Annotated in this window: 13 protein-coding genes; 8 read left to right on the plus strand and 5 right to left on the minus strand. The window is 42.0% G+C overall.

The window, feature by feature from the left end; genetic code table 11:
- Window positions 1-31: 31 nt before the first annotated feature.
- Window positions 32-355 (minus strand): hypothetical protein, encoded by a 324-nt coding sequence (locus tag M1F26_RS03880; protein WP_036958543.1) that lies wholly within the window; start codon window positions 353-355, stop codon window positions 32-34.
- A gap of 300 nt (window positions 356-655) precedes the next feature.
- On the opposite strand from M1F26_RS03880, the gene M1F26_RS03885 reads away from it, so the two are divergent.
- On the plus strand, window positions 656-1,342 hold the full coding sequence (locus M1F26_RS03885; protein WP_140172145.1) for a DUF421 domain-containing protein: 687 nt from the start codon (window positions 656-658) through the stop codon (window positions 1,340-1,342).
- A gap of 49 nt (window positions 1,343-1,391) precedes the next feature.
- Here M1F26_RS03885 and cptA read toward each other — a convergent pair whose 3' ends face one another.
- Complete coding sequence (gene cptA / locus M1F26_RS03890) at window positions 1,392-3,101, minus strand: phosphoethanolamine transferase CptA (protein WP_140172146.1); 1,710 nt, start codon at window positions 3,099-3,101, stop codon at window positions 1,392-1,394.
- A gap of 356 nt (window positions 3,102-3,457) precedes the next feature.
- On the opposite strand from cptA, the gene M1F26_RS03895 reads away from it, so the two are divergent.
- From M1F26_RS03895 to M1F26_RS03925, 7 genes are all read left to right on the plus strand, one after another.
- Complete coding sequence (locus M1F26_RS03895) at window positions 3,458-4,636, plus strand: ion channel (protein ID WP_125893728.1); 1,179 nt, start codon at window positions 3,458-3,460, stop codon at window positions 4,634-4,636.
- A 33-nt stretch (window positions 4,637-4,669) separates the two neighbouring features.
- Window positions 4,670-5,302 carry a cytochrome c biogenesis heme-transporting ATPase CcmA gene (gene ccmA / locus M1F26_RS03900; protein WP_140172147.1) on the plus strand — a complete coding sequence of 211 codons (633 nt, stop codon included), beginning with the start codon at window positions 4,670-4,672 and terminating at the stop codon, window positions 5,300-5,302.
- Entirely contained in the window at window positions 5,287-5,952 is a 666-nt protein-coding gene (gene ccmB / locus M1F26_RS03905; protein ID WP_004914238.1) for a heme exporter protein CcmB, read from the plus strand. Before ccmA ends, ccmB begins: the two co-directional genes overlap by 16 nt.
- 428 nt (window positions 5,953-6,380) lie before the next feature.
- Window positions 6,381-6,767, plus strand: a complete 387-nt coding sequence (locus M1F26_RS03910; RefSeq protein WP_318836690.1) for a POTRA domain-containing protein — start codon at window positions 6,381-6,383, stop codon at window positions 6,765-6,767.
- A 15-nt stretch (window positions 6,768-6,782) separates the two neighbouring features.
- On the plus strand, window positions 6,783-8,090 hold the full coding sequence (locus M1F26_RS03915; RefSeq protein ID WP_233618381.1) for a ShlB/FhaC/HecB family hemolysin secretion/activation protein: 1,308 nt from the start codon (window positions 6,783-6,785) through the stop codon (window positions 8,088-8,090).
- An 11-nt stretch (window positions 8,091-8,101) separates the two neighbouring features.
- Window positions 8,102-19,618 carry a hemagglutinin repeat-containing protein gene (locus M1F26_RS03920; protein WP_180359524.1) on the plus strand — a complete coding sequence of 3,839 codons (11,517 nt, stop codon included), beginning with the start codon at window positions 8,102-8,104 and terminating at the stop codon, window positions 19,616-19,618.
- A 13-nt stretch (window positions 19,619-19,631) separates the two neighbouring features.
- Window positions 19,632-19,904, plus strand: a complete 273-nt coding sequence (locus M1F26_RS03925) for a contact-dependent growth inhibition system immunity protein (protein WP_140172148.1) — start codon at window positions 19,632-19,634, stop codon at window positions 19,902-19,904.
- 39 nt (window positions 19,905-19,943) lie between these two features.
- Here M1F26_RS03925 and M1F26_RS03930 read toward each other — a convergent pair whose 3' ends face one another.
- The 3 genes from M1F26_RS03930 to M1F26_RS03940 form a co-directional block, all read right to left on the minus strand.
- Window positions 19,944-20,171, minus strand: a complete 228-nt coding sequence (locus M1F26_RS03930) for a SymE family type I addiction module toxin (RefSeq protein WP_180359525.1) — start codon at window positions 20,169-20,171, stop codon at window positions 19,944-19,946.
- Window positions 20,172-20,247: 76 nt separating this feature from the next.
- Window positions 20,248-20,646 carry a hypothetical protein gene (locus M1F26_RS03935; protein WP_227528903.1) on the minus strand — a complete coding sequence of 133 codons (399 nt, stop codon included), beginning with the start codon at window positions 20,644-20,646 and terminating at the stop codon, window positions 20,248-20,250.
- Window positions 20,647-21,082: 436 nt separating this feature from the next.
- A protein-coding gene (locus M1F26_RS03940; protein ID WP_094301244.1) for an IS3 family transposase occupies window positions 21,083-22,191 on the minus strand; the annotation gives its coding sequence in 2 pieces (ribosomal slippage) (window positions 21,083-21,939 and window positions 21,939-22,191; 1,110 coding nt in all).
- Window positions 22,192-22,212 lie beyond the last annotated feature (21 nt).

Consider the following 22,212-nt stretch of genomic DNA (forward strand, 5'->3'; position numbering starts at 1 on the left):
CCCACATTCTTGAAGGGAACTGAGCGGAAAATTATTTTTTATTGGTTTCTGCGTCATTTTCTGCTTTGAGCGATTCCGTTTTTTCTTTCATATCGGTTGCGACTTCGTCAGCTTTATTAATCGCATCCGTTTTAACTTCTTGGCTCAGTTCTGACGCATTTTGTTTTAACTCTTCAGCTTTATTTTGCGCATCTTTCGTTAATTCATCAGCTTTTTGTTCACCATCTTCTTTTAATTGCTGGGCTTTTTCTTCAGCTTGTTTAACGGTGTCACTTGGTTTGGATGAGTCATCACAACCTACGATAACTGTAACAATTCCCGCGAAAAGAAGTGAAGTGATGAGTTTTATATTCATAAACATATCCTTAGCACGATGCTGGTAAAAATGTTATTGAAGCTCGATATTGGCATAATCGCCAATGTGTATATTTAACTATAGTTGAAATTAAGTGAGTTATAAAATAATTAGGTAAAAAACTGAAATCGTTATATTTTTTTGATTGTAAACTCAAGTGAATGCTTTTTTTTGGAAAGTCATCTCTTGTTCCATGCTATAGAGTTATAAAAGATAGAGAATCAAGCTAAACTGATTAAACTTATTATTAAATAAATAATGAAAACAAATGTATGGCTTAGAAAATAAAGGAATAGCATTATGGCGTACTATTATTCGTTGATTATTTTAAAATTTATTATCGGTTTTGCCATTGTTATCACTCATATGAATCTATCGGGGAAAACACAGCTTTCCCAAATGACTCCTATTGATTTTATTGGTAATTTTGTCTTAGGGGGCATTATTGGTGGGGTGATTTACAGCGATACTATCCCACTGTATCAATATGTGACTATTTTAATTATCGGCGTCTTGTTTATTAGTATTTTGAACTTTTTAACGAAAAAATTTAACTTTTTTCGTAATGTGGCGATTGGTAATCCCATACCCATTATTAAAAAAGGCCAATTTATAATGGAAAATATTTTAGAGAAGGCTAATAAGATAGATCTTATCAATATTTCATCTCGAATTCATGAACAAGGCATTCATTCCTTTCAAGAAATTTATTATGCACAAATAGAACCTGATGGGCAGCTAACTATTATTTGTGATGAAAAAAATATGCCATCAGTGATCCTGATAAAGGAAGGGGTTATTAGAAACTATGATTTGGAATCCATTGAAAGGGATGAGGCTTGGTTAATGCAACAAATTGAATTACAAGGTATTGAATCAATAAACGATATTTTTTTAGCTGAGTTTTGGCGTGGTGAAGTCACGTTTATTTTGCGGGATGGTAAAATAAACCGCAAGGGTACACAGCATCTGAAAGTTATAGCTTAAATGAATAAGTCGGTGAAATGCAGATAACATTTCACCGACAGAGACCTAATTATTGTTTTAAATCATCATAAAGCATTAATGAGGATTTATTATCTGGGTCACCAATATAACGAGGCTGAGGCTTAAATGCCTCATTAAACAGGCTTTTTTCGGGTTCAAACCCGGTATAGTTTAAACCTGCTAAATCAGACCACGCATAGATAAAGTCCATATTACTGAATGGTCGGGCTGTTTTATCATTTAAATCAAATTGATGTGTCGCTAACCACTCAGGTGATTGCCAAACAAGGAAAGGTACATTATAAATAATCCTACTTGGCTTACCTTCACTGCGGCCTAACATTTCATGGGGCGGGGTATCATAAACATCTTCACCGTGGTCTGAGAAAAATACCAAAAAACCATTTTCTTTTGAAGAATCAAAGTCCTTGATTAATGTTGAAACAACATAGTCGTTATAATATTGCGCGTTATCATAAGCGTTATAATCTTTTACTTCGTCATCATTTAGATTAGCAGGAACCACGCTGTCTTTATCTTTGAAAATAGCTTTATCTTCCGGGTAACGGAATTCATAGCGCATATGTGTCCCTAACAGATGAACAACAATAAATTTCTTTTCTGCAGGGTCTGCAAGCGCTTCCTTGAATGGAGAAAAAACCACGTCATCATAAATACGTGAGCTTTGCGCCATGTCATTGTTCAAATAATATTGCTTATCTGTTTGGCGAGAGAACGCCGTTAACAAGGTATTACGCTCAGTCATTGTCTGCTGGTTAGTGATCCAAAACGTTTTAAAACCTGCTTGCTTCATCATGTTCATGATAGAAGGGCGTGAATTGAAAAGTTCAGGCTCTGTTTGTGTCGCAAACGTCAGAATTTGCTGTAGTGCTTCAATAGTATAAGGTCGCGATGTCACAACATCATTGAATACGGATAAATTAGCAGGATAATCGTTAGCTAGCTCATCTAACTCAGGGGTAGTTGGGCGCGAATAGCCATATAGACTCATCCTATCTCGGCTAGTGGACTCACCAATCACCAACACAAATGTGCGGGGAGTGTCACCGTTTGCATCGACGAAGTTTTCTAATGGTGGAATTTTACTGTTGTCGCGGATTAACTCCTCCATGTTTGCCAGCTGGTTTTTATATAAAAGGTAACCACTCACAAACTGCCATGGTGCAGCATAGGCGAGTTTACTATTTAAATAAGACGCGACATTAGCTATTGGTCGGTCTTGTTTAATGCCTTTGTTATAATAAGGAATTCCGAACAAAATAACTAAAATCAGCAACGAAATACCGATGCGTCCTGGTTTTGGTAATGTGACTGGTTTTAGGCGTGTCCAAAGGAAGATTGCAACGACAGTGTAGGCGAGTATGACACCTAACACTTCGAAGCTAAAATATTGCTTAAGGAATTCGCCTGCTTCATTGGTATTGGTTTCAAACATCACAAACATGACACTTTGGGATATTTGATGCCCATAAACCACAAAATAAGCGAGAGCAACAACCGAAGAAAGCCATAAAACAATCCCAATCAGCCCTGCAACTAGCTTAATTTTTTTAGGAAATAGTAAGGCAGGAACCAACCAAAGAGAGCTATAGAGTAGTGAATCTCTTAGGCCAATAGAATTACTTTGCCCTGTTACTAGCACATACAGTTGTAATAGGGATGAAAAATACCAAAAGTAGATCAGTAACCAGAACAGTGAGGCCCAGCTAAATTTTTCCGAGTGTGTAGTGTTACCCATAGGTTTTTAAACTCTTGTTTTCTATTATTGTTAAGTCGAATTGAAAAATAATTGAGAAATCGATTTTTAGATATAAAGACGTAGTTTAAGTTCCAAAATATATTCTTTATAATTAATAATTTCTTAATCATTCTGTAATGTTATGTTTATTCAAGTTTTTTCAAAGAACATGTTTGATGTTTATGGCAGTTTTCGTGATATTCCATTATAGACGATGTTTGGCTCGCTATTAGCCAAAATAGTAAAATAGCTCGTGCATTTGTTATCGTCTTTACGCCATTGATACTATCCTTTGACCTATTTATGGTATATAAGAAAATTTGGTGAATGCACTGCGTGAAGGGTGAGAGCAATACATGTTAGATAACTCATTTGTGGCTTTTTTGAAATCACCCCTATCAATTAGGGTGCTTCTTTCATTGCTAATTATTATTGATGGCGCAATGATTTTAAAACCCGTGTTAAGCGCTTACACCGACTATATTGATTGGCGTGAGTCTGGGCTAACACAGTGGTTGAAATCGCTGGGTTTTATGAAATTGCTGGATATCCCGCGATTTTTATTGGGAATTTCACTGATTTTCCTATCGCTATTTATGGTTAACGGAGCCCGTATCGCTTGGGTGTTTTCACTATTTTTACTTGGGATTATTTCATTTGTTGACCTGAGGTTAACACAAGAAAACATACATCAAGGTTATTTTTCCCTCTTTTTATTGGTTGCTTTGTGCCTTTTTTGGAAGCTATATCATCACCATAGCTTAACCAGTGCCGGGTTTGTGGCAATAACCTGTATTATTGCATTATTGCTGTATTCCATTTTTGGTACTTTATATATTGGTGATGAGTTTTCACCAGTCGTTAAAGACGGCACAACGGCCTTTTATTTTGCTTTAGTCTGCATGACAACGGTCGGGTTTGGTGACATTGTCCCGGTTACGGTTGATGCGCGTGTATTCACGGTGACGGTGATTATTTTAGGGATCACAATTTTTACCACTTCAGTGGTTTATATTGTTGGGGTGTTAGCGAAAGGCACGAAAGAAATCGTGCGTAAGAGGTTTTCTTATATGAAAAATCATTATGTGGTGATTGGTAGCACACCAATGGCCGTCAATGTCTATCAAGGGCTGAAAAACCGAGAACTGCCGGTGGCCGTGATTTGCCAAGAAAACCATCGCAGCCATTACCCTGAAAAGGATAATATTGTGACCGGTGACCCAACCAGTTCCGAATTGCTCGCCGCAGCTAATGTTAAACATGCAAAGTGTGTGTTAGTGATGACAGATAGCGATTCGCTCAGTACTTTCGCTTTATTGGGAGTGAAAGAGCAAGCAGGGGAAGGTAGCTCGGTAAAAACCGTGGTGTTAATTAACCAAGAAAGCAATATGGATAAAGTTCGCTTACTTAAGCCTGATATGTTGTTTTCATTATCTACGCTAGGTTCAGAGGTTTTGATGCAAGTGCTTTGCGGTGAAGCAATATCGAGCGACTCGATTAGTGATATGCTGTTGAACAAAGTTGCAAAAAGCTAACCTTTAAAATAAAAACAACAGGAATTGTGCTGCATGCTAAGTGCTCAAGATGTGAGTTGCCTTCGGCAAAATAGGGTTCTATTTCACCAGCTAAATTTTACCGTTCAGCCCAGTGAGATCTTGCAAGTTGAAGGGCCTAATGGTGCGGGGAAAACCACCTTGTTACGCATGATGGCGGGGCTATTAAAACCTGATGAGGGTGCGGTTTGTTGGAATAATCAATCGATTGAAAAACTGAAAGAAGAGTTTACGCGTCATCTACTTTATTTAGGGCACAAACCCGCAGTGAAATCATTATTGACCCCGTATGAAAACCTCAAATTTTATTACCGAATGCATAATAAAAGCAGTGAAGGTGACCGTATTTGGGCCGCTTTAGAGGAAGTTTCGCTAATTGGTTATGAAGATATCCCTGTAAGTCAATTGTCTGCGGGCCAACAGCGGCGTGTTAATTTAGCGAGGTTATGGCTAAGCGAAGCCTCTCTGTGGGTACTTGACGAGCCTTTTACTGCAATTGATGTTGCGGGAGTGGCGCGTTTAACAGAACGTTTTCATCAACATGCAGAGCAAGGGGGGATTATTTTGTTTACCTCTCACCAAGCGATGTCAGGGCAATTTGGCTCACTAAAACTGACGGGTGGGGTTGAAACATGTTTTGGTTATTAATTAAAAGAGAACTTAAAATTGCTTTTCGTGGTTTTTCTGAATTGGTTAACCCGTTGTGGTTTTTCTTAATTGTTATCACACTATTTCCTCTTAGTATTGGTCCTGAACCTCAGTTATTAGCACGTATTGCGGTCGGGGTATTTTGGGTTGCCGCTATTTTGTCTTCGCTGTTATCGCTAGAGCGCTTATTTAAGGATGATTACCTCGATGGTTCCCTTGAACAGCTACTTTTGGCCCCACATCCCTTATTTATTACCGTTTTTGCTAAAGTCATTGCACACTGGTTAGTCACTGGGCTGCCCTTGATCTTGCTATCCCCTGTTGCTGCATTAATGTTGTCTTTTAGCGCAGATACGCTATTGGTGCTAGCCGGTACGTTATTACTGGGGACGCCAGTATTAAGCTTTATTGGCGCGATAGGTGCGGCATTAACGGTTTCTTTAAAAAAAGGTGGCGTTTTAGTCAGCCTGCTAGTTTTACCGCTGTATATTCCTGTGCTTATCTATGCAACAGGTACAATGGAGGCGCATAGCTTTAAAATGCCGCTAGATGGCTATTTTGCCATTCTCGCAGCGCTGTTTGCCGCCAGTATTACTTTTTCGCCACTTGCGATAGCTGCTGCGTTGAAACTTAATATTAGCAATAGTTAGCCGCTCACCTCTTCTCATCAATGGGTAATTAGGGCGTCGGTATGCCCTAATTACCGATCTTTCCTACCTTCTTTTTTATAAAGTTGTAATAATTTATTTCAAATGTAATTGGTTAGATTTTCTTTACTCTTTATAAGGGAGAGAGCACTACAACTATTTGATTTTTAGTCACTAAAAATTACGCCTTAAGGTACATTTTTGATGTTTATTTGGCTTGAATAAAAGATTCCCTACAAGTTAAACTTGTTTTTATTTTTGTAATCAACTGATATATAAGATTATTTTATTTTTATTGAAAGTGATTGGTTATTTTAAAATTAAGTAGACAATTAACAAAAAATGCGAAGCAATTGGATTGTTATTTAAGAAAAAGTATGTAAAGTTGCGTATATTAACTTAATCTAAATCCAAATTATTAAAAAAAACTAATGCTTAATATACGTACCTTACTGAACGGATCAATTTGTTTTGCCTTTTGTTTTCCTGCTCTTGCAAAAGCGTCATTATTGAAACCAGATAACACAGATAACTTGTTCAATCGTCAAACGCATCAGCAACAAACGTTACAACAGCAGTTTGATGCAAAATCTCCCGATGTGAACTTATCTGCCTCCATTGCAAAAACACGTCTGCAATTTCCGCAAGAGACCCCTTGTTTTTTAATTGAGCAGGTTATTGTCAGTGGACAAGATACTTTCCCACATTGGGTACCTATCGAAAGGCTAGCGGGTCAGGCTGTTGGTCATTGTATTGGTGTTGATGGCATCAATTTATTAGTCACTGACGTACAAAATCGGCTGATTAGCCACGGCTGAATCACCAGTCGTGTATTGGTTCCTGAACAAGATTTATCAACAGGCGTTCTGCAATTAGTTGTCATGCCAGGCAAAGTACAAAAAGTCATTTTTACTGATGACTCATCACAATACAGTACGCTGTATACCGCAATGCCAGCCCATTCAGGTAATTTATTGGATTTGAGGGATATTGAGCAAGGCTTAGAAAACCTACAACGTTTGCCAACTGTACAAGCATCGATGGAAATGATCCCCGGTGATGGCCCGGGTGAAACCCAAATTGTGATCAACCGTCAGCAATCACGCTATTGGCATGCGGGCGCGTGGGTGGATAATACGGGTTCAAAAAGTACCGGTAAAAACCAAGCGGGCGTGATGCTTGCATTGGATAACCCGACTTCTCTCAGCGATCTTTTCTATCTTACAGCGACTCGCGATTTAAGCTTTTCTAGCGATAAAGACACCACCAACTACAGCGCGCACTACTCGGTGCCATTTGGTTATTGGCAGTTTGCCACCACCGCGAGTGATTATGAATACACTCAAACTATTGCTGGTGCAAATAGTGATATTGAATATCGCGGTAAAAGTAAAAGCTTGAATTTGCAACTGAGCAATGTGCTTTACCGTGATGCCACAGCGAAAACCACCGCGACCTATGATCTGAATTTGCGCGAAACCCGTAACTTTGTGCAAAACACTGAAATTGAAAATCAAAAACGGCGCACTACAGCGTGGAAGTTAGGTCTAAACCATCGCCAGTATGTGGGGCAATCAACCATTAATGTGGGGGCAAGTTACCAACACGGGACGCGTTGGTTTGGCGCTATGCCTGCTTTTGAAGAGTTTCGTCGTAAAGACTCTCAAGATTATGCGACAGCCCTCGCGATAGTGATGCAGTTTAACGCATCAGCTAGCATTCCTTTTACAGTAGCCGAACAATCGTTGCGTTTTGATACCCAGTATTCGCGTCAAATAAGCGACCGTCCCTTAACGCCTCAAGATCAATTTAGTATTGGTAACCGCTGGACGGTGCGCGGCTTTGATGGTGAGCGTACACTCAGTGCGGATGAAGGCTGGACACTTCGTAACACCTTATCATGGTCACTGCCTATTCCGGCTCAAGAGCTCTACGTTGGCGCTGATTACGGCAAAATCAGTGGGCGTTGGGCTAACCAGAATCTAGGGACTCACCTTGCGGGTGGGGCGATTGGCCTACGTGGGGCAATAACCCCTGCCAATTTGAGTTATGACTTATCTATCGGTACTCCCTTCTCTAAACCTGATGGTTTTAGAACCGACCCTGCCACTTTTGCTTTCTCTGTAAACTGGAATTATTAAGGACTCTCAGGATGAACAAGTTATTTTACCGCCTAATTTTTAATGCTGCTCGCCAAATGGTGATGGTGGTTTCAGATATTACTCGCAGCCATCGTGCGGGTCCTGCGGGTTCGAGTGAAAATCACGTAGAGAAAGCAACAAGTTGCCGAGTGCGCTGGTCAGTTAAACCGATAGTCACTTCTTTGTGGTTTACATTAGGCGTGGTGAGCTTTAGCGTTTCGTCATCGACCATCGTTGCAGATGGTAAGGCTCCGGGTAACCAACAACCGACCATTGTTAATACGCAAAATGGTTTACCGCAAGTTAATATTCAAGCGCCTAACCGTGATGGCGTCTCTCGTAACCAATACAGCCAGTTCGATGTTGATCACAAAGGGGCGATCCTCAATAACAGCAGCACCAACACAAATACACAGCTTGGTGGGATGATCCAAGGTAATGATTGGCTCGCTAAAGGGGAAGCCAAAATTATCCTCAATGAGGTAAATAGCCGTGACCCGAGTCAACTTAATGGTTTTATTGAAGTGGCAGGGAAAAAAGCGGATGTGATCATCGCCAACCCTGCGGGGATCACCTGTAACGGTTGTGGGTTTATCAATGCCGATAAAGCTTTGCTATCGGCGGGAAAAACTTTAATTGAAAACGGTAAAATCAAAGGATTTGAGGTCGATAAAGGCAGCATCAACATTCTTGGGAAAGGCTATAACGGCAATGGTACCAACTACACCGCGTTGATTGCCCGCTCAGTGAATATCAATGCGAAATTGCATGCCAAAGATTTAGCGATCACGACAGGGAAAAATACCGTGGCAGCGGATGGAACAACCATTCTTAAAACGGATAATTCCTCTGCCGATGATAATCCTGAATTTGCTTTAGATGTTGCCGTATTAGGGGGGATGTACGCCAATACTATTAAAATGCGTGGGACAGAGCACGGTGTAGGCGTGCGTAATGCGGGGCATATTGGGGCACAAGCCGGGGATATTACCCTGTCAGCGGATGGGAAAGTAGGTAACTCTGGCGTGATCACCGCTAGCCAAAATATTGCCCTGACTAGCCAAGATGCTATCAATAATACCGGTACTATACTGGCGCAAAACGATATCCAGCTCAAAGCGAAACAGGCAATAACTAACACCGATAAAGGCCAAATCGTTGCAGGGCGTGATGCAGCAGTTCATGCAGAGCAAATTAACAGTGATCGTAGCGCTTTATTAGCTGCAGGGGTTGATAGCAAAGGTAAGCTGACCTCCGCGGGTTCATTAACAGTTAAAGGAGATAAATCGGTCGCATTACAAGGGGATATTGTCGCCAAAGACACCTTGACCGCGACAGGTAGTTCACTCGATTTGTCTGATTCTAATACCCAAGCCAACAATATTGTGTTGATCTCAACGACAACCGATATTCGAACGAAAAATGCGCACCTAAAAGCCACGAATAAAGCCACATTGACGGCTAAAACGGGCATTGATAATCAGCGCGGCGAGATTGTTGCCAATGAGCTCACGTTAATTGCACCTGAGTTAATTGATAATCAGCAAGGCAAATTGGTCCAAACGGGTAACTCAAAAAATACGTTGAATACCAAGCTATTAAACAATCAGCAAGGGGAAATTAACCTTGCAGGTGATACTTCAATCACGACGCAGCAGTTAAATAACCAGTCTGGGCAGTTACTCAGCCGTGATGGCAAGGTTGATATTCAAAGCAAAAACCTGAGCAACCAACAAGGCACGATACTTGCATCCGGTAAACAAGGCCTGAACATCAAAACAGATACGCTTGATGGGCAGAAAGGGGAAATTCTGACCAGTGGTGCACTGGGGTTAACCGCAAAATCGGCCAATCTTGACCAAAGTACAACACAAGCAGAACACATTAATTTACAAGCAAATACGTTATCTCATCGTCAAGGCAATATGCTGCAGACGGGTGATAAAACGCTGAAACTCAATGTAGCTAATGGATTAGATAACAACCAAGGGAGTATTGCATCCAAAGGTGATCTGAATTTACAAGCAGGGGCCGTTGACAACACGGATGGTAAAATCCTCACTAGCTCGAACCATCGTTTAGACCTAACATCTGCTGGTGAATTGAATAATACTCGTGGGGTTATTCAAACCGATAAGTACCTGATGATTAAAGCCGATAAGCTGATCAACCAGCAAGGTAAAATGAGCAGTTTATCCGGTGCTGCTTTATTAACGGCAAATCGTTTAGCAGGTGAAAAAGGGACTATTTATACGCAAAATGCATTGCGCATAGAAAGTGCCGATATCAATTTAAACCAAGGCTTCACGCAAGCAGGCCAAGTTTCTATTTTAGCCAACAACTTTACCCATCAGGGTGCCACCTTGTTGCAAACTGGGGAAGGTAAAACTGAGCTACATATTCAAAACCAATTTGATAACCAGAAAGGTGAAATTTCCAGTAATGGCCAAATTGATATTGTGGCAAACGGGCTAAACAACCAAGACGGCAAAATTATTGCGGCAAAATTAGGCCATTTGACGTTGGCTATTCAACAGGCGCTGAATAATACACAAGGGACATTATTAGGCAATCAAGGTATTCAGCTAGCAGCGGAACGCTTAATTAACCAATCCGGTAAAATTATTGCCAGCTTTGGTGATAACCAATTGACACTTAAGCAGTTGGATGGTGAAAAAGGGGAAATTCTCTCAAAAGGAAAACTGGCTTTAACGGGGGATGAACTTAATCTCAATGACGCGGTGACGCAGGCCGATAACATCCAAATTGAAGGACAAAACCTGTCTCATCAGCGTGGGAAAATGCTGCAAACGGGCAGTGAAAAAGGGCAAATCAAGCTTGCTCAAACCCTTGATAACCAGTCAGGGAATATTAGCAGCCAAGGCACACTAAGTCTTGATGTCAATACGCTTGCTAACCAGCAAGGTGTTGTGGTCGCGGCAAAAGTCGGGTCACTAATCCTAAATGCGAAGCAGAGCGTAGATAACACCCAAGGCACCTTATTTGCCGAACAAGATTTTACCCTTAACACACAGTCGTTCACCAATATTGACGGTAAAGCAATTAGTAAACAAGGGAATATGCTGCTGGCTACCGAAGACTTGCAAGGTCAGCGTGGTGAAATCATTGCTCAAGGCGATTTATCACTAAGTGGTAAAGGCATTGACCTAACAGCTGCAAACACACAAGCACAGCATATCCAATTGCGAGCGAATAATTTAACCCATCAGCAAGGAACAATGACTCAGCTGGGTGAACGTGAAGGTACTATTGAGGTATCCCAACAGATTAACAATAGCGCAGGGGATATCAGTGGTAACGGCTCTTGGCTAATCAAAGCAAATACCCTTGATAATCAACAAGGTAAAATATTCAGCGCAAGAATGGGTAAGCTTGATTTACAAATTCAACAAGTGCTGGATAACACGGGTGGAGCATTGACCGGCCGGCAGGGTGTATTTGTGGAAACCCAATCATTGATTAACCGCACAGGTAAAGTGATTGCTAGCATGGGAAATATCACCTTAAATAGCCAATCCATTGAGGGTGATGAAGGTGAAATACTGGCAGCTCACGCCTTGAATATTGAAAGTGGAACGCTTTCGCTAAATCAGGCTGTCACCCAAGCGGATAACATCTTAATCACGGCGGATACCCTCGATCACCAAGGGGGTAAATTATTACAAACTGGCGATAAAGCTGGGAAAATTAATTTACAAGGGAAGCTGAATAACCAAGCGGGTGAAATAGGCAGTAATGGCGACTTTTCATTAACCGCCAATAGTCTTGATAATCGTGATGGACAAGTCATCACTGCAAAAAATGGTCAGCTAGACATTGATTTAACTCGTGAATTATTAAACCAAAGCGGGGCACTCATTGGTGAGAATGGGCTGAACATAACGGCAAGTGATATCGAAAACCAGCAAGGAAAATTGGTTGCTCGCCATGGTGATGCAAAACTGGATGTGGCTAATGGTATCAATAACCAAGCAGGGTTAATTGCCGCAGAGCAACTGTTGCAGATGAGCAACCAAGCACTACAAAACCAGTTGGGTTATTTACAAGCAAATACCATTGATATTAATACCCATAACCAGCGGTTTGATAATACACAAGGCTCGTTGTTAGCCCAGCAAACATTGACGTTAAATAGCGGACAAATTGACAACCTACAAGGCTCCATTCAGTCTGGTAGTGACATGCTGATTGATACTCACGGTGAGCAGCTTAATAACACTCAAAGCGGTGACAATAAAGGCATTTATGCACAAGGCGGGTTAACCCTAACAACCGGTGAGCTCAATAATGAGCAGGGTCGACTTGTGGCGAAAGACACGCTTAAACTGAACAGCCAAGGTGTTAACAACCAGCAAGGTTTAGTGGGCAGCCAGTCTGAGCTCTCAATGTCAACGCAGCAACTGGATAACCGTGAAGGTGTGATTAAAGGTCACTCGGTGAGTATTGATACACAGGGCCAGAAACTGACGAATCTTGCGAAAAAAGCCGATCAAGGCATCTTTGCTAGCCAAAATCTAGCGATGACAGTTGGAGAGCTAATCAATCGCCAAGGGCAAATACAAGCGAACCAAATCTCCCTCGATAGTCAGAAAAAACGTGTTGATAATACGGAGGGGGAAATTCTTGCCGTCAATAATTTAACGGCAAACACGGGGGCACTGGATAACCAACAAGGTCGACTTCAAGCAGGAAAGCAGCTCACACTCAACACCCATGGCGAGCAGATAAACAATAGCTTTACGCAAAAAAATGGTGGTTTATTAAGTGGGGGCGGTTTATCAATTGACAGCGGAAAACTGCTTAACCAGCAGGGGCAAATTCAAAGCTCAGGAGCGGCATCACTCACCACGACAGGTATTGAGAACCAGAACGGACAAATTTTCGCTGGGCAGTCGATGGATATCAATACCCAGCAGCAGGCATTGCTAAATCAGCAAGGGACATTAGCGAGTAATGGCAAGCTTGAATTGAATACTGGGGATTTAAATAATACCCAAGGTGTGGCTCAAGGAAAACTTGGACTCACAGTGAATGCTGAGCAAATTGATAACCAAAAAGGGTTATTACTGAGCCAATCGGCGTTAAAAGTGACAGGAAAAAAACTCGATAATACTGAGGGGGTTGTTCAATCTCAGGGGAGTACAACGCTGGATATTCATCAACGGATTGATAACCAGCAAGGGCAGGTTTTGTCCGGTCAAAACCTGAACGTAAATACCCAACAACTCAATAATACGAGTGGTGTTATTCAAGGTCTCAATAATGTTGAACTGGTAGTCAAACAGCAAATTGAAAACCAGCAAGGTTGGATCAAAGCCAATGAAAACCTTGATATTTCTGCGGAGTCTATTGATAACAAAAATACAGCTCAAGTAGGTAAAGGCCTTGAAGGGGCAAATGTTAACCTCAGAACCACACATTTAGATAACCAAAGCGGGGCGGTTCGTGCAGGGCAAGCGATTGAAGCGAATATCGCACAAAGCCTGAATAACATACAAGGGATGCTATCTGCGGGAACGGATTTGAATGTAACCGATAAAGCGCAAGGTAAAGTCTTAGCGGTATTAAATCAGCAAGGGGTGATAGTCAGTAATGGCTCTGCCACGATCACGGCGAACCAGTTAACAGGTGAAGGTAAACTTATCGCGCAAAAAGCGTTATCGCTCACCTTCAATCAACTATTTGAAAATACGGGACGCATTCAGGCAGGTGAAAACCTAACGGCTAATTTTGCTCAAGGTTTTACCAATAAAGGGTTAATTTCTAGTCTTGGCGAGCTGGTTTTAAACACAACGACCGTTATTAACCAACTTTCAGGTGAGATCAGTGGGCAAAGTACCCGTATAAAAGCCAGTGGTCAGGTACATAACACTGGGCTCATTGATGGCGTATTAACCCATATTGTTGCTAATTCCTTAAGTAACTTAGGAACAGGCCGCATTTATGGTGATTTCCTTGCCATCGCAGTAAATAGCTTAGTCAATGATAAACAAGGAGATAAAGCAGCAGTTATTGCTGGGCGTAAAGAGGCCAACCTTGCAGTTGGTGAACTGTTGAACCGTGATCACGCTTTAATTTACAGTGATGGTGATTTAACCATCGGTAGCCAATTAAACGACCAGCTAAAAGCCACCGGTCATGCTAAAAGCGTGAAAAACCACAGTGCTAACATTGAAGCGGCAGGTAACCTCACACTAAAAACGGATTTACTTGAAAATAAAGATATCCATTTACAATTGACTGACGAAGCCGTGGAAGTGAGCCGTGAACATTTCGACTGGTACGATTTTGGTAATGGGCGACGTTATAAAATTCAGCCGCGTAATGGCAACCAAACGCGTTACGCTATTAATGAAGATGGTACGCTGAACAAGGAAGTGGGTATTCATTATGAAAAATCTAATCGCTGGCGGATGTTTGAGTATGGTAACTGGACTAAGAATTTTTATGAATACGATTACGACCGTATCATTTATGAAACCCAAGTTATCAAACGCGATGCCGCATTGATTACGAGTGGAAAGCACTTGACGATTGATGGTCAGCAGCTGAACAATGAAAATTCACGCGTTGTTGCGGGGCAAAACCTGATCTTAACAGGCTATGATCTCAACAACGAAGAAGCACAGGGTGTTCGCCGTATCTTTGAAGATGGAAATACGATTTATCGCTATAAAGGCGGTGGTAAATGGAAAACGCGTACTAGCACGTCAAAATACCAAGGGGTTAATAGCGAAGAAGATTTAGCCTTACATCTATTAGAGGTTGCCGAGAACGCGGGGGGGATCAATAAAACTCAGCTCGATTCAGTGAAAGTGAACCAACTGGATGGGCAAGCCGAACGTGTTTCTGACGCTAATCAACAAGAAAACCAAGGTGCAGCTGTTACTGAGCAGGCGTTAAAAGATAGCAAAAACACGCCATTAGACCTGAAGCCAGGCCAACAAATGGAAGTGGCGCAGTTACCTTCAATTTCAGACAAAGTGGATGTTAAAGACGACAAATCGGTTGACTCATCATTACACGCTGATGATGCCAACATCGGTAATGGGGCTGACATTCAAGGGCAAACTGATGTAGGCAAAGGGGAAAATATCACTGCGGAGACTGGGCCTCAGGGGAAAGACAACCTCGATACCGTGATAAGAACCGTTGGGCCAAACACTCAATTACCCGACAATAGTCTGTTTAACTTAACACCGGGTAGTGATAGCCAATTTTTGATTGAAACCGACCCGCGTTTCACTAACTACAAGAAATGGTTGTCGAGTATTGATATTGTCACCAATGAGCAGCTCCATAAGCGTTTGGGGGATGGTTACTATGAGCAACGTTTAGTTCGTGATCAACTGATTGAAACCACAGGACAGCGATTATTAGGCAACTACAATAGTGATGAAGAGCAATATCGCGCGCTGCTAACTAACGGTGTTGCGTTTGGTAAGCAATTTAACCTGACTCCGGGCATTGCATTATCACCAGAGCAAATGGCGAACTTAACCACAGACATCGTGTGGATGGTGAATAAAGAAGTCACACTGCCGGATGGCCGCGTTGAAATGGTTAGTGTTCCGCAAGTGTATGTCCGAGCCCGTCAAGGGGACTTAAACGGTAATGGCGCATTGTTAGCGGGGCGTAATGTTTCCGCCAACATGACCGGTAATATCCTTAATAGCGGTGAAATCAGTAGCCGTGAACTGACCGATTTACGTGCTGAAAATATCGAAAATAGTGGGCGCATTCAAGGTAAAGATGTACAACTTGATACCCTAAAAGATATTAAGAATATCGGTGGGGAAATTCGTGGATTAGACAGCGTTTCTCTTTCAGCAGGTCGCGATATTCTCAGTGAAACTGCGCAGCGTGGAGATGGCCAATCACAATGGCTCGATCGTCCTGCCAGTATTTATGTCACAGGTGATAATGGCCAGCTTACCTTAAAAGCGGTACAAGATATCAACTTGATCGCCACAGATGTCGGCAATTTAGGCGTTGATGGCAAAACTTCCATTATTGCGGGACGCGATATTAGTTTAGAAACTCGTGATGTCAGCTCGGCATTTGATTACACGCATAATTCAAGCAATTACTATCGTGGGGCTAATAGCACTGAAGTCGGCACGCAAATCCAAACTAAAGGGGATTTAACCTTATCGGCTGGGCAAGATCTTTCCGCTCGTGCAACGACTGTGACCAGCGGTGGAGAGCTGGCGATCAATGTTGGACGTGACATCAATATTTCCTCTGGTATTGAAACTAGTGACTATGCGAAACACACAAAAAGCACGGATAAAGGCTTTTTATCAAGCACGACAAAAGAAACTCATGATGAGGTGAACGAACGTACCGCTATCAGTAGTACATTTAGCGGCGATAGTGTGAAAGTGACCGCAGGGAACAACGTCAATATCGAAGGGAGTAATTTACTTGGAACCAACGATGTCAATGTTACCGCTGGAAATCAGTTAAATGTGACCACTTCTGATGAAGCGTCCCATGAAACACATATGTCGAAAACAACCAAGTCAGGCCTGATGAGCACTGGCGGCATTGGTTTCACGGTTGGTTCAAATTCACAAAAAGTGACCACCGATACGGATAGTAACCAGAAAAAAGGCAGTGTGATTGGGAGTACGGCAGGCGATGTGACATTGACCGCAGGTGGTACAGCAAGCATTCATGGTAGTGATGTGATCGCGGCGAAAGATATCAATGTGATCGGTAGTGATGTGAATATTACGGCGGCTGAAAATAGCCGTACCGATATCACCACAGTGGAAACCAAATCCAGCGGGTTGACGGTTTCCCTCGGCGGTGCAGCGGGCAGCATGTTAGATGGAATGGCGCAGACCGCGAAATCGGCAAAACAAGAAGATGACGGACAATTAGCGGCCCTTAAAGGGATGAAGGCAGGTCTACAAGGCGTTCAGGCTCAACAAGCGGGTGAGCTAGCAGGTTTGAAAGAAGGCGGCAGTGTAGCAGATGCCTTTGGCGTTAATGTGTCATATGGCAGCAGTTCGTCTAAATCGACCACCAAAACCGAGCAGCATACGGCGTCAGGTAGTAGTTTAAGTGCGGGGGATAACATCACCCTTACTGCGACGGGTAAAAAAGAGGGTAGCCAAGGGGATCTGACAGTACAAGGTAGCCAACTGGATGCGGATAAAAACGTCACGTTAACCGCCAAAAATGATATCAACCTGACCAGTGCCACCAACACGCAAAAAGTGGATGGGAAAAACGAAAGTAAAGGCGGCTCAATCGGTGCGGGTATCAGTACGGGCGGTTGGAATGTCAATGCGAGTGTGAATAAAGGCAGCGGCTTTGAAAAAGGTGACAGCCAGTTCTACACCGATACGGAAGTGAATGCAGGCAAACAACTGACCCTCAACAGCGGCAAAGATACCACGCTGACAGGCGCACACGCGAGTGGGGAAACTGTTAAAGCCAATGTGGGCGGGGATTTAACTTTATCGAGCCAACAAGTTACTGATAAGTATGACTCAAAGCAACAGGGCGGCAGTTTAAGCGGCAGTATTGGAACAGGCTTAAATACCACCGCTTCGGTGAATGTTAATAAAACCGAGATGCACAGCGATTATCAATCGGTGGATAAACAAACGGGTATTAATGCAGGCAAAGGCGGTTTTGATATCACCGTCGGTAATCATACGCAACTCGATGGGGCGGTGATTAGCAGCACTGCGGACGCTGAAAAGAACAAGTTGGATACGGGCACGCTGGGCTTTGGGGATATCAAAAATAAAGCTGAATACAAGGTGGATAGCCAAAGTGGCGGCTTTAGCACAGGGGGCTCTCCATTTGCAGACCAGCTTGCGGGTAATGCCGCAGGCTCCTTGTTGACCAATGTGAATAACAAAGGGAAAGACAGCAATACGACACACTCAGCGGTGTCAGAAGGCGAGATTACAATTCGAGATAAGGATAATCAGAAACAAGATATCAACGAGTTAAGCCGTGATACAGATAATGCCCATGAGAAGCTCAATACGATTTTTGACAAAGAAAAAGAGCAGAAACGGATTGAGCAGAATCAGTTGATTGGGGAAATTGGTCAGCAGATTACCGATGTTGCGCTCACCGAAGCCACCATTAACGCGACGAAAGAGGTGAATAAAAATCACCCAACATTGACGGGCAAAGAGCGAGACGAGGCCATTCAGGCCGAAATCAATAAATCCGGCTGGGGCGTGGGCGGTGATAATCGTCGTCTTGTTGAAGCGGGTACCGCATTGGTGCAAGGTTTAGCCAGTGGTGATGTAAGCAAAGCAGTAGCGAATGCGAGTGCGCCGTATATTGCGAACTACATCGGTCAACACATCGAAGATGATAAAGCGAAAGTTGCTGCACACGGTATTGCGAATGTTGCATTAGCGCTGGCAAAAGGTGAAAATGCAGGGGCACAATCGCTCGGTGCAATGACAGCGGAAGCGGTTGGAATGTTATCTGAGAAACTGTATAACAAACCAGCTAGCCAACTGACGGAAGACGAAAAAGCGACAGTCAGTGCATTTGCGAGTTTGACAGCGGGTATCGCGGGCGGTTTAGTGGGTGGAGATACCTCGAGTGCAGGGAATGCAGCCCAGGCAGGGAAGACGACGGTTGAGAATAACTTCTTTAGCGAAAAAGATCTGCCAAATGGTATGGCTGATTATGGACAATCGGCGTTCACACTAGCCGAGACAATGGAAAAGAATGGTTATAGTATTCAAGATATTAATGTTGCTCTAAGTGACTTTGCGAAAGGTGATCACCCTGAAGGGCAAGATCCTGCAAGAGGCTTCCTTGAAGCATGGGGAAATTTTGTTGGTATCCCGTTAGATTTATATTGGTCTAACCAGCAAATGTCGCCAGAGAAAGCAGCTCAAATATTGAGTAGTTCACCCCCAACAACAGAAGCAAAACTGGTGCAGTTCTTAGCGGCTAAAGCATACTTAGAGTTTGCGAAGAAAAATTCACCATTACCGCAATGGGATGCAGGAAAAGGTGAGTATAGCTTTAAAGAAACAGGGAAAGTTGTTGATGTTAAACATCCAAATAATCAATTCGATGGAAAAAACATATATGATGCTAAAGGCTCTGCATCTAAGAATACAAATGTTCCAGAAGAAACAGGATCAACACTAATATTTCATGAAAATCTAGGAGGACATGCTATAAGGAGGCATGTCGGTAAAACAGATGCTCAATTGCTCGCACGATTTGAAACTGAACCACGCGTCCTTGCATCATCAACATTTACGGATATGAAGACTGCGGACTGGGCAATAGGAAATGGTATAGCCGCAAATCAAGATAAAATATCTACTTTTATGGCTGGAAGTGATACTCGGATAGTCCTTAATCATGAATCGTCTACAAATATAGGTAGAGTTATCCATAAAGGGCAAGCAAAGTCTGTTGATTCAAATAAAATAGTGATTGTGATAGATAAAGATCCATTAATGCCAAATGGTTATCGTATCCAAACTGCTTATCCTAAATAATGTAGAGAATATTATGAATATGGAAAAAATTAATTATTTATTAGGGTGTTACTTCCATCAGGACTGGTACTGTGAAGCGTCTAGTGACATAGAGGTTTTAAATAACTTTATAAAAAAAGAAACGCCTGAATCTATCCTTAGATTAAAAAAAGAACTGTCAGATATAGTAGAGTTAGGTGAAGAGTTACCAGAAAGCTTTTTATATGAACATAATGGATATTACAGTCCCTCAGAAGATGGACTAACAGTCTTGCAATGGTTTAAGAAACTTAATGATGCTCTATGAAATAAGGAGAACCTCGATAAAAGGTTCTCCTTAAAAATTTTACTCCCCCTCAGCCAGTCGGATAATTAACTGTCCGGCTTGGCGAGTGAGGGTATAGTGGCAGCCTACCTCAAATCCCATCTCTTTCAGCCACTTACCGCTTAAAATGAGTTGTGGGCTGGGGTTGGGTTTACCGCGGTTGGGGGCGTAACCCACTGTATACTGTCTGGTTTTGACCACTTCTTCTTTAGTCGTCGGTGTTTTTACACTACAATCGCACTTAGCCATGGTGACTACCTCGTATAGTTGCTGTGGTTAGCGGTGTTGGCAGGTTGCACCCTGTATTAGCCGCGCTAAAAGCTAGTTAATTACTTTTTGTTGTCCAGCGCTTCGCATCATGCATATGTGAGATGCTGTTGATCACGGTCTCAATCGCTTCTCTCTCTTTCTCATCTAGCTGTGAAATCGCTTCAAACTGTCGCTTATTAATGCAGGCAAAGGCGGTTTTGATATCACCGTCGGTAATCATACGCAACTCGATGGGGCGGTGATTAGCAGCACTGCGGACGCTGAAAAGAACAAGTTGGATACGGGCACGCTGGGCTTTGGGGATATCAAAAATAAAGCTGAGTACAAGGTGGATAGCCAAAGTGGCGGCTTTAGCACAGGGGGTTCTCCATTTGCAGACCAGCTTGCGGGTAATGCCGCAGGCTTCTTGTTGACCAATGTGAATAACAAAGGGAAAACCACGTGCTTTACGCACCGTGCTCAGCCATTTGGAAAATGTTATGTTAAGGAGCTAAAGAGTTGAATTTGACATACTCATGCAGTTGGATTCCGTTGAGATCCGTCAGATACCTTTCTGCCATAATCTAAATAAAAAAACTAAAGGTTTTAATAAGTGTGAAGAGTATGGCTTAATTATAAAAATATTTATATTTTGCTAAATAATATGATTGCTATAACGTTTAAAATATAGATTAATATAAGTGTTGATGGTGCTTGAAAACTATTTTAACAATTTATTTATCTTAAATAAGAATAATGAAATATTTAATTAATATTGATCAACTAATGGATAAGAAGTGGTATATTATCTAGTATATTGTTTCTGTATGTTAGTTCAGGATAAATTGATAAAAAGGCAGCATATAATGCACAATATCTTATCACTAGATAGTGATAATGTCCACTCCCCATTAATTGAGACACATTAAATTAGAGTTTTCTAACTGTTTACGATAGGCCTCCGGTGGGAGGTGATTTAAACTTTCGTGAGTTCGATTTTGGTTATAATCTTGTAGCCAAAACCATGCTAATTCTCGAACTTGGCTTAACGATTCAAATAAATACGCATTTAAAAATTCACGACGGAACGAACCATTAAAACGTTCGATAAATCCGTTTTGTTGTGGTTTTCCTGGTTGAATATGGCACAGCAAAATTTGGTTATCTTCACAATAATTCAATAAGTTAACTGAAATGAGTTCAGGTCCATTATCGACTCGGATCTGTTTTGGCAATCCTCTTTCGGCTTTTAAACGTTCAAGCACCCTGATAACACGTTCAGCCGGTAATGACGTATCAACCTCAATCGCCAAGCATTCTCGCGTTCCTTCATCAATAATATTGAGAGTTCTGAAGCGCTTACCGCAATATAAACTATCGTGCATAAAATCCAATGCCCATTGAATATTCGGGACTTTTTCAATTACTAATGGTCTTTTTTCACGCTTCGGAAGCACTTTTTTAACCCGTAGTTTCAGATTCAATCCTAATCGACAATAAACACGATAAACTCGTTTATGATTAAAAGGATAGCCTTGAAATCTCAGTCGGAAATAGCACTTCCAGAATCCCGATTGTGGCGATTTCGCTAATACAGATTGTATGGCATCGATGACGATTCTATCTTTCTCGCGCCAATTTTGAGTCTTTCGATAAAACGAAGCGCGAGGTAGCGATGTTAGTTTACACGCTCTAATGACTGATAAACCCGCGGCCTTTAATGACTGAGCACAGGATTTCTTTTCAGCCACTACCAACCCTTTTTTGCGAAAAGCTCCTTCATCGCGTGGTTTTCAAGGCTAACTTCCGCAAAGAGCTTTTTTAGTTTCGCGTTTTCATCTTCAAGCTCTTTTAATCGTTTAACATCATTAGCTTCCATGCCACCATACTTTGATTTCCAGTTATAGTAAGTCGCGTTGCTGATCCCATTTTGGCGGCAAATATCTTCCACTTTCATGCCAGAATCAGCGAGTTTTAAAATATTAACGATTTGAGTTTCAGTAAAACGGGCTTTTTTCATTATGACCTCTGCAAATTTTAG

This window comes from Providencia sp. PROV048 (genome assembly GCF_033688165.1).
Taxonomy (GTDB): Bacteria; Pseudomonadota; Gammaproteobacteria; order Enterobacterales; family Enterobacteriaceae; genus Providencia; species Providencia hangzhouensis.

Excerpts from the sequence above, each read along its gene's own strand:
- M1F26_RS03885 (WP_140172145.1), top strand. The coding sequence starts at position 656 with ATGGCGTACTATTATTCGTTGATTATTTTAAAATTTATTATCGGTTTT.
- M1F26_RS03895 (WP_125893728.1), top strand. The coding sequence starts at position 3,458 with ATGTTAGATAACTCATTTGTGGCTTTTTTGAAATCACCCCTATCAATT.
- cptA (WP_140172146.1), bottom strand. The coding sequence starts at position 3,101 with ATGGGTAACACTACACACTCGGAAAAATTTAGCTGGGCCTCACTGTTC.
- M1F26_RS03925 (WP_140172148.1), top strand. The coding sequence starts at position 19,632 with ATGAATATGGAAAAAATTAATTATTTATTAGGGTGTTACTTCCATCAG.
- ccmA (WP_140172147.1), top strand. The coding sequence starts at position 4,670 with ATGCTAAGTGCTCAAGATGTGAGTTGCCTTCGGCAAAATAGGGTTCTA.
- M1F26_RS03880 (WP_036958543.1), bottom strand. The coding sequence starts at position 355 with ATGAATATAAAACTCATCACTTCACTTCTTTTCGCGGGAATTGTTACA.
- M1F26_RS03910 (WP_318836690.1), top strand. The coding sequence starts at position 6,381 with ATGCTTAATATACGTACCTTACTGAACGGATCAATTTGTTTTGCCTTT.
- ccmB (WP_004914238.1), top strand. The coding sequence starts at position 5,287 with ATGTTTTGGTTATTAATTAAAAGAGAACTTAAAATTGCTTTTCGTGGT.
- M1F26_RS03930 (WP_180359525.1), bottom strand. The coding sequence starts at position 20,171 with ATGGCTAAGTGCGATTGTAGTGTAAAAACACCGACGACTAAAGAAGAA.
- M1F26_RS03920 (WP_180359524.1), top strand. The coding sequence starts at position 8,102 with ATGAACAAGTTATTTTACCGCCTAATTTTTAATGCTGCTCGCCAAATG.